Here is an 8,639-nt window from a genome sequence, read left to right on the forward strand (position 1 = left end):
CCGTGCTGCCGCCGGCCTCCCAGGTCGCCGTCGGGGACAGCGGGGTCGTACTGTAGTCACTTCCGCCGCCCGAGTTGTCAGCCGCCGCCGCCAGCAGCATCGGGGTGCCGACCGCGAGGTTGCGGGCGGAGACGGTACCGGTCACGGTCTGGGACGCGGCGTCGTTGTCCGCGCCCGGCACCGGTGTCTGGGTGCGGCAGGACTTCTTCTGCGGGGTGGTCAGCGCACACGCCGGGAGCGTCACCAGGCGCAGGCGGGGACCGAAGTTGCCGCCGTAGACGTCCTTGAAGGAGGAATAGCTGAGGGAGACACGGAGCTTGGCGGTGTCACCGACGGGTGGTGTCCCAGCGGGATCGACGGTGAGCAGGACGCCGTTGACGCCTGCCTTCTTCGCGGCCGTCTGGGAGTGGACGCTGAGCGCTACCTTCTCGGCCGGTCCGGTGGCCTTGGCCGCCGTCTTGTTCTTCGCCGTCCTGGCCGTCGGGGCGGCGGCCACCTGGGCCAACTCCACGCCGAGCCCGCCGACGGTAACAGCGGTCTTGCCGGTCGCCGCGACCTGGGCGGTGGCCTTGCCGACCGTTGGCCACGCGGTCTTCTTCAGCCGCTCACGGGTCTTCGTGACGGCGGAGGATGCCTTGTCCTTGGGAGCCTTGGATGCACCAGGCTTGAGCACGCCGACCTTGTCGATCTTCGCGTCGGGCCGGTCTTCCAACAGCTTGCGGGCCGCTACAGACTGGGCCTGGGCGGCGAAGTCATAACCCGACGGAGCTACGACTTGAGGCAGAAGCGAGAGAGAGGCGACCAATGCGCCGCGGCCCAGCCAGCGACGTACGACCGCCCCTGGCAAGCGTCTGGGGAATGGTGATGAAGACACAGTGGATTCCTGGATTCGAAGACGGACAGGAGCCGCCCCGGAGGCAGCACCGGCATCGGAGCGGAGTTTGAGAAGTGCGGAGAAGCTGGATGGCCGGGCGAAGGTCCCGCCCGGCCACCCGGGAGACTGCTTACTGTTCGGTGTTCCAGCGGTCGGCGATCACGCTGGTGGACGCAGCGCCGGACCAGACGCGGATGCTGTCGACTGTTCCGGGGAAGTAGCGCGTGGCAGCGCCATCGATCTTCGCTCTGCCGACTTCGAACAGCGCGTTGCCTTGCCAGGGAGCCGGGAAGGACATGCCGTCCTCGCCACCTATCCGTGCGCTGTTGACGTAGAGAGTGAGCGAACCCAACTGCGGGCCAGTGGGTGTGTCGACTGCCACTTGCGCGTCGTACACGGCCGACAGCATGACGGGTTCACCATCGAGAGCAGCGGGGACGCACGCACTCTTCGTCCAGACCGCACCGGTGCCGTCCTTGTCCGGGCGTCCGAAGATCCAGCAGCCCTGGCTGGTCCCGGCCGGCTGTTCGTACCAGACGCCCCAGGAGGACTGGGTCGTCCCGGACTGCCCGAACACCTGCACCGCGTACGCCTTGGTGGTGTCGGTGAACTTGGCGGGGTCAAGCGTTACCCAGGCGGTTGCGGTGAACGAGCCGGCGTCATCCACGATGGGGCCAGTTGCCGATGCGTAGGCGTTGATGCCGTTCAGTTGCATCGTCTGCCTGGTCGTGCCGACCTCGCCAGTGTCGGGGTCGCCACCGGTCGTGATCTGGGCCAGCGTTGCCCCGTTGAGGGTCATGTTGCGGGCGGAGCCGCTGGCGCTGTCCTTGATGGTGGTGCCGGTCGCGTTCACCGGGTCCGTGGCATCCCACTTGGCTACGAGCGCGGAGACCGGGTCACCGGAACTGCCGTCGCTGGCGTCCTCGTCCTCGAAGCGGGCGTCCTGGACGACTTCCTCATCCGCGAGCACCCGGGACCAGACGTGGACTTCGTCGATGAGCCCCTTGGCGTATTCGACGTATCCGGTGCTGTTGTGGAATCGGCCTATCTGTAGCGGTCCGGTCGCTGCCCACGGTGTGGTGAAGGCCACCGGAGCCCCTTGGGGGCGGCCGTTCACGTACAACTGCACCGTCTGGGCCACGGCGTCGTAGACACCGGTGAGGTGAGTCCACACCCCCGCCGCGGGCGCTGCGAGGGAGGTCGAGCGGCTCGCGGTCGGAGCAGCCACGTCACTGTTGTAGCGGGAGAAGACGAACCGCTTGAGGGTGTTTGAGTAGTGCAGGGCGAACCCTGACAGGGTGGTGGCCTGCTGGGAGACGATGGTCTGGCTGCGGGAGACGTCCGGGAGCTGGACCCAGGCGGAGAGGCTGAACGACTTGGTCGTATCCACCACCGGTCCGGATGACTGGGCGTATCCGGTGGTTCCGTCCAGCTTCAGCGAAGCAGTTCCTCCGCGGCTGGGGCCGTCATGAGAGGCTCCTGCCCCGGTGGTCAGGGGATGGGGTGTGGTTGTGGTGGTGGAGTCGGTGCCGTTGCCGTCGAGGTGCCATACGCCCGAGGGCTTCGCGCCGGGGTTGACGAGGAAGCTGTAGTAGCCGGTGAGTGAGCTGTGGCCGGCCGCGTCGTAGCCCCAGACCTGGACGGTGTTCTCGCCGACCTGGTTGGGCGTGATGTTTGCCCTGCCGGCCGTGCCCTTGGCGACGGTGATCGGTGCGGACACCGCGCCGCTGTTCAGCCGCCACTTGTAGCTGACGACGTCCGACTGGATGCCCGCCGCGGCGGGGTCGGTGTCAGCGGGGGTAAAGAGGAACCCGCCCGTCACGCCCACACCGTCAGCGAACTGGCCTGTCTCGGCGGGCTGGTAACGCTGGTCTGAGCTGGATATGACCGGTGGCGGCGGCGAGTCCGTGTCCACTCGGAAGTAGCACCAGGATGACCAGACCGAGTCCAGGACGCCTGACACGCCTCGGTCGGTCATGTAGTACGCCTGTGTCTTGGCCCGCAGTCTGTAGTCCGTCTGCGCGGCCAGCGCGGAAGACGTGGCATCACGCACCGCGTTGTCCGCCACCCAGGCACTGTCGGGAGAGATTGCCCACCAGGCACGGCTGGAGCCGTCCGCCTTCCAGATCTCGAACATGGCCCGCAGTTGTGCCTGCGACCCGTCCACCGACTGCACCGTGCCGTACACCTTCGGGGTGGTGTCGCTGGTGACCTGCGGCATCGTGGAAGTTCCGCACGCCTTGCCGCTGGTGCCGGCTTGGACCTTGGCCTCGGTCGGTACGGAAGGGTACGAGACGTAGGTCACCGACAGTTTCGCGTCGTTGCGGAAACGCGCCCAGGCGCCCGCGTCGCTCTCGTCGTGCGCGGTGAGCGAGAAGGTGATCTGTGCTTGCTTGCTCGTCGCGTAGGAGGCGAGGGTGGTCGTCAGGTTCTCATTGGTCTCCCCGCCGGAAACGTTGTCACTGAAGCGCACCCAGTTCGCCGGCTGCGACGGATTACACAAGGCACCCCGCCCGTAGGCCACGTTCCGATCCCCCATCAGGTCCACTCCGGTGGGGCGGGTTGACCAGGTGGTGCTGGAGGAGATGGCCTTGTCGGTGCGGCTCAGGTCGTACCAGTGAGGGTCACAGCTGAACGTCCAGAGCTGATACACCTCCATCGTCGCGTCCAGGACCTTCTTGCCGTGGATCGACGAGAGCGGGTACTCGAAGTACATGCGCTGGGTGTACGGGCTGTTGGAGCAGAGGTAGCCGGCGTAGTTGGAACAGCGGCCCACGCCCTTATCGCCGTCGAACTCCCAGTACTTGGTGCCGTTGGAGGCCAGAGCAGTCCAGTCGCCCAGAGCAATGCCCTTGGTCGGCGGGTCGATGTAGAGAGGGAAGACGGTGTCCTCGCCGTGGAGGAGGGCCGGGTCAGGCGTGATCTCCAGGGTGGTGCCGGTGACCTTGAGCGGGAGTTCGACCGACGCGTCAGCGCTGTCCGGGCCTTCCGTGGCGGCAGGCTCACCCTGGGCCGCGGGCAGAGGTGCCACCCCCGGCTCGTCCTCGCCCTCGGCTCCGGTGGGAGAAGCTGTGCGGGCGAGTTGCGTGGTGGGGGTGTTAGTGGCCGGTGCGTCGCCGGCCGAGTCCCACATCCGTCCCGCCGGGCTTTCGAAGACCGGGGTGCCGTCGCCGTCACGCGCGACAAAACCGCCATCGGCGGTAGGAGCGATGTCCAGGCCGGTGCCGGAGACGGTCATCTTGATCGTCGCGAGTGCCGGGTTCTCGGCCGCCGCTGCCGTCTTGACCACGAGCACCGAGGTGTAGCCAGAACTCAGTGCGGTCAGCCGCAGATCAACCTCCGGAAGGACTTCGGCATAGGTGGCAGTGTCACCGTCGATCCGGGGCTCAGGGAGCGCGGTGGGCCAGCCGAGTTTCAGCTTGTGCCCTTCGTCCTCCAGGGTGACCAGTGCGTCCCCGCTGCCACGCCCCGAGAAGGTGAGATCGGCCGTCGTGTTCTCCGCGTGTACCGAGCCGTCGGCCTGGCGTGCGAGAGTGGTGTCGATGGGGGCCCAGGCGCCGTCGGCTTTCCGGGCGCGGACGGGAGCTGCGTTCATCTCCTGGGTGAAAGTGCCGTCCGGGTTGGCGAACACCTGCGACGACTCGGAAGTCGCCGTCTTCACAGCTACCCGCTCGCCCGTCTCCGCGGCAAGAGCGCTCGCCTCCGACTTGGGAGTCTTGTCAGCTGCTGCTGAGGCCGCCTCATCGGCAAATGCCGGACTTGCGCCCGCCGCGACCGCCGGAATCGCACCACCTAGCAGAATGGCGGCTATCGCCCCATTCTGCACCGCATGGCGCCAGCCATGACGCCGTTTTTGCGTAAACACGCCCCCACCCGTCCCCTTGGTTTTTCTTAAAGAAGTCGTGAAGATCATGTGACGGTTGATCACATCGGTCAACGGTGACACAAATCACTTGACTGATTCTGTCCAGTAACGGGTGCGCCCTAGTCAAGTCGCCATTCGATGAAGTATTGACACCAACGGAATGGGGCATTGTGGCTAATCAGTCCACAAGCGGGCGTTTACGCAGATCAAACCGCCTACGAGACTTTCATCCATGTCCTGCCTTGATGGCTTTTATCCTGCAGGAGGCGAAAGGTGTCTCCGATGCAAAGGCTCGGCCATCCGCCTCGCTCCCTTCTGCGCTCCGAAGGCCGCCTGGCTTGAAAATGCCATGGAATCGCCCGGTGGACAGCAGAACCGAGTCCTCTACGAGCTCGTGCACGACAAGTGGTGAACGTCGAGAAGCTCGGTGAGGCCCGTGCTTACGTTTGGCTGGGCGAGTGCAGGTCCGCGGTCTGCTCGTGGGAGAGCAGGCCGGCGATGGCTTGGACGGTGTCGCTCATATGCTCGCGGCGGCCGAGGTGGCGGGCCAGGGCCCGCCAGTTCTTCAGATGGGCGATGCCGTGCTCCACTCGGATTCTGCGTGAGGAGTGTGCCTTGCGCTGGAGCTCGTACATCTCCTCGTACCAGACGGGGGCGGTCTTCTTGAACTTTCGGTGCGGTGGTGTCACCACCCGGCCCCCGGTTTGAGCACCCAGGCACTGGTAGCCAGCATCGGCAAGGATCTCGACCGCGGGGCCGTCAGGCAGGAGCGTGACCAGACCCAACTGGCGGGCATGGGTGATGTCCGCGCAGCTCGCGGGCCGGGTCGGGCTGCACCACAGCACGCGGCCTTCGCCGTCCGTGACCACCATCGACTTCACAGCGTTCTGCTTGTTCTTACCCGAGATGAACCTGTCCCGGTCCTTGCGCCCGACAGCGGGCCGCCGGACACGGATCTCGGTGCCGTCGATGATGCCGGTCATCCCGCTCGAGCCGAGGTGCTCGACGGCGTCGGCCAGGGTCCGCAGTTGCACGCCGGTGCTGACCGTGCAGCCTCGCTCGGCGAGCAGAGGGCGCACCTCGTTGACAGCTCGGGTGATGGTCGAGCGGTCAACGCCGAACCAGCAGGCCAGCACGTCATGAGTGGCTCCATGACGAAGGTAAACGAGGGTAGCCAGCAGGCGGTCGACGGAGACGAACTGGTGTTTCGGCCCGCCTCCCGCAGCCCGCTTGCGCGGCCGAGAGGCCAGCTTGACCTGGTGCCGCCCATGCCACAACGGACCCACCTCGGCTACGAGTTCAGCAATCACATCGCCCGTCAGGCCAGTGATGCGACGGTTGCTGATGATCACTGCACGAATCCTGTTCCCCACCACCCGACCATGATCAACCATTACAGGCTCGACGTCTCACCGCTTGTCGTGCACGAGCTCGTTACCAGCCTGAACGTATCAGCCTCGAATCAGGACTGAAGCCCTCCAGGCGAAGACGCGAAGGTGGAGAAGGTCGACGGACAGGGATACCCATAGGCGCGACCGAGCCGACAAACATAGCCGAAGATCGCCGGTTAGCGAAACCGGCGTATCTGCAGATGCTTGTACCTCTGCCGACCATATGAGGTCGACAGGTTGCGTGTAGGCATCGAGCAGGAAGCGCCAGTGATGAGTGAAGAACGCCCCGCTATCAGGGCCAGAGGGGACCAGACCTGGCAGGAGAGGGCTGCGTGCGCCGTGGCAGTTGAGGCGGTGAGAGACCCTGATCTCTTCTTTCCCGGTCCGGTCGCGGACGACGAGCGCATTCGGCTTGCGAGAGAGGTCTGCTCATCCTGCGCAGTGAGGAAGACGTGTCTCGAAGCGGCTTTGGAATGCGGAGACGCTGCCGGCGTACGAGGTGGCCTGACGGAGGCGGAGCGTCGGGCAGTCCGGCAGAAGTTCGACTTGCGATGCGATCCCGCCAGGGTCACGGCAGCGCTGGCTGGGAGGGATGTGCACCTCACCAGGCCGGAGAAGCAGGAACTGATCCGGTGGGCTGTAGCGTCCAACACATCGAATTCGCTGCTCGCCAGCGTTCTCAAGGTTTCCGAAGCACATGTGCAGAAGCTGCTCCGCCAGGAGCGTCGTACCGGCGCCGACGTCGAAGGCTCGGCAGGAACCTCAAGCGCTGGGCAAGCCGCGTGCCAGGTGGCTGCAGCATGAGCGGAGTTGAGCCGGATCAAGACGCTCGGTATGAGGTGAGGCGCCGGTATATAGGAGTAGACGAAGCAGCGGCCTATCTCAATGTGAGTCGGCGTTGGATGTACCGGGAATCTCAACGTCACGGGCTACCGCGATACTACTTTGGCGGAAAGCTCAGATTCAGAGTCGACGACCTGGACGATTGGGCGTTTCAGCAAAAGGTCTCCTGAAGGGGGCGGGCATCGGCCCGCCCCCTTCGTGTTACAAGCCCTCGTTCAAGAACTTCGCGGCGCGACCGATCGACGCCGGCATGAGGTGCCGGTAGATCTTGAAGGTCATGTTGATGTTCCTGTGCCCCATCCACTCCGCGACGTCTGTGATGGGGATTCCTCTGGCCAGGCAGTTGGAGGCGAAGAAGTGGCGCAAGGAGTACGTGGTGAGCCTCCTGGCGATGCCTGCCCGCTTCTTGGCGGCACCCCACTGGTATTCGAGTGTCGTGTGGGCCCAGTACGGGGAGCGCTGGGTTCGTAGGAGGTAGCCGTTCGCGTCGGTGCCGTGCTCCTTCTCGTAGCGGAGCAGGGACTCCCGGACGGTCCACGGCATCGGGGTTTCGCGGAACTCCCCGAGCTTGCGGTGCTTGAGCGGTGCCCGCTCGCGTGTCTTCCCTTCGATCTGTTCGGTGACGCGGTAGACGTCGTCCGCGACCATCCGCTCCGGATTCGCGGCGTACGCCTCCCCGTTGCGGAGACCGCAGCCGGACATGAGGTCGATGACGAGCCGGAGCCCGTCGCTACTGACGGCCTTCAGGGCGTGTATCTCGTCCAGCGTCGGGATGGTGATCTTGCGGGGGATGTACTCGGGCGGAATGACTCCCTCGAACGGGTCCTCGGTGATGCCGCCGCGACGGCGTGCGTCGAGAAGGATCTTCTTCAGGGTGTCGAACGCGTTCTGTTGGGCCGCCGGCCCGACGGAACGTTCCTCCATCGACATGATGAAGTCGTCGACGACCGTCGCCGTGAACGTGTTCATCCGTCGGGACTCGAGCACCGGCAGGATCTGGCCGTTGAGTACTTGGGTGACCGAGCGCACGCTGCCGGGGACGTAATGACGCTGCCGGGTCAGCCACGTGGAGGCGTAGTGCCCGAAGCGCTGCTTGCCGATCTCACGCTTCAGGTCGGCCTGGGCACGAGGAGTGGTCCGCTTCTCCTCGTAGACTTTGGTCAGCCGGTCGAGTGCCGCCTGCTGCGTCGTGTACCCGGCCTCCTCGCGTTGGCGGCCGGACACATCGCGGTAGCGAATGCCGTACGGGTGGGCGCAACGGCCCTGGCGGGCGCAGGCGCAGCTCTTGAAGAAGCTGCCCATTCCGCGGACGAGCTGGGTCGCCAAGTACACGTCTCCTGACTCATGCTGGGAGTTTGCTGACCAAGGGCCTCCGAGCATGGGCCTGACCTGCGGCCGCGCCAAACTACGGGACGTTGATCAGCATCTTCATGGGATCTCCTGGTGAGCTCAAGCAGGTGGTCTTCGGCCTGTTTTCCGCTGGTCAGAGTGGGTTCAGGTAGTTCTCGATCTTGGCGGTCCGTAGCGGTCCGTAGCGGTCGGGAGCGGATGGTGGCGGTACTGATGCTGACTTACTGATCGTTTCAGAATGAGTTGAGCTGCGGTTCTTGCGTTTGGCGATCTTGGTCGGCAGTGTGTCCGGGGTGCGTGCTGATCTTGTTCCTGA

At 65.3% G+C, this 8,639-nt stretch carries 6 protein-coding genes; 2 read left to right on the forward strand and 4 right to left on the reverse strand.

Translation table 11 applies throughout. From position 1 onward, the window contains the following. Positions 1 to 1,004: 1,004 nt before the first annotated feature. Both ACIP5W_RS30585 and ACIP5W_RS30590 read right to left on the reverse strand, forming a co-directional pair. Positions 1,005 to 4,802, reverse strand: a complete 3,798-nt coding sequence (locus ACIP5W_RS30585) for a LamG domain-containing protein (RefSeq protein ID WP_401480437.1) — start codon at positions 4,800 to 4,802, stop codon at positions 1,005 to 1,007. Between the two features lie 377 nt (positions 4,803 to 5,179). After that, positions 5,180 to 6,091, reverse strand: a complete 912-nt coding sequence (locus ACIP5W_RS30590) for a transposase family protein (protein ID WP_401480417.1) — start codon at positions 6,089 to 6,091, stop codon at positions 5,180 to 5,182. A gap of 309 nt (positions 6,092 to 6,400) precedes the next feature. Between ACIP5W_RS30590 and ACIP5W_RS30595 the strand changes: the two genes are divergently transcribed. Together ACIP5W_RS30595 and ACIP5W_RS30600 are read left to right on the forward strand one after the other, a co-directional pair. Further along, positions 6,401 to 6,934 carry a WhiB family transcriptional regulator gene (locus ACIP5W_RS30595; protein WP_401480419.1) on the forward strand — a complete coding sequence of 178 codons (534 nt, stop codon included), beginning with the start codon at positions 6,401 to 6,403 and terminating at the stop codon, positions 6,932 to 6,934. Beyond that, entirely contained in the window at positions 6,931 to 7,143 is a 213-nt protein-coding gene (locus ACIP5W_RS30600; protein ID WP_401480421.1) for a helix-turn-helix domain-containing protein, read from the forward strand. Before ACIP5W_RS30595 ends, ACIP5W_RS30600 begins: the two co-directional genes overlap by 4 nt. Before the next feature lie 31 nt (positions 7,144 to 7,174). On the opposite strand, the gene ACIP5W_RS30605 is transcribed toward ACIP5W_RS30600, so the two are convergent. Continuing rightward, a complete protein-coding gene (locus tag ACIP5W_RS30605; RefSeq protein ID WP_401480423.1) occupies positions 7,175 to 8,305 on the reverse strand; it encodes a tyrosine-type recombinase/integrase in 1,131 nt (376 codons plus the stop codon). Between the two features lie 151 nt (positions 8,306 to 8,456). Next, on the reverse strand, positions 8,457 to 8,639 hold a 183-nt coding region (locus ACIP5W_RS30610; protein ID WP_401480425.1), incomplete at its 5' end, for a hypothetical protein.

The sequence above is a fragment of the Streptomyces sp. NPDC088766 genome, from assembly GCF_044750845.1.
Classification (GTDB): Bacteria; Actinomycetota; Actinomycetes; order Streptomycetales; family Streptomycetaceae; genus Streptomyces.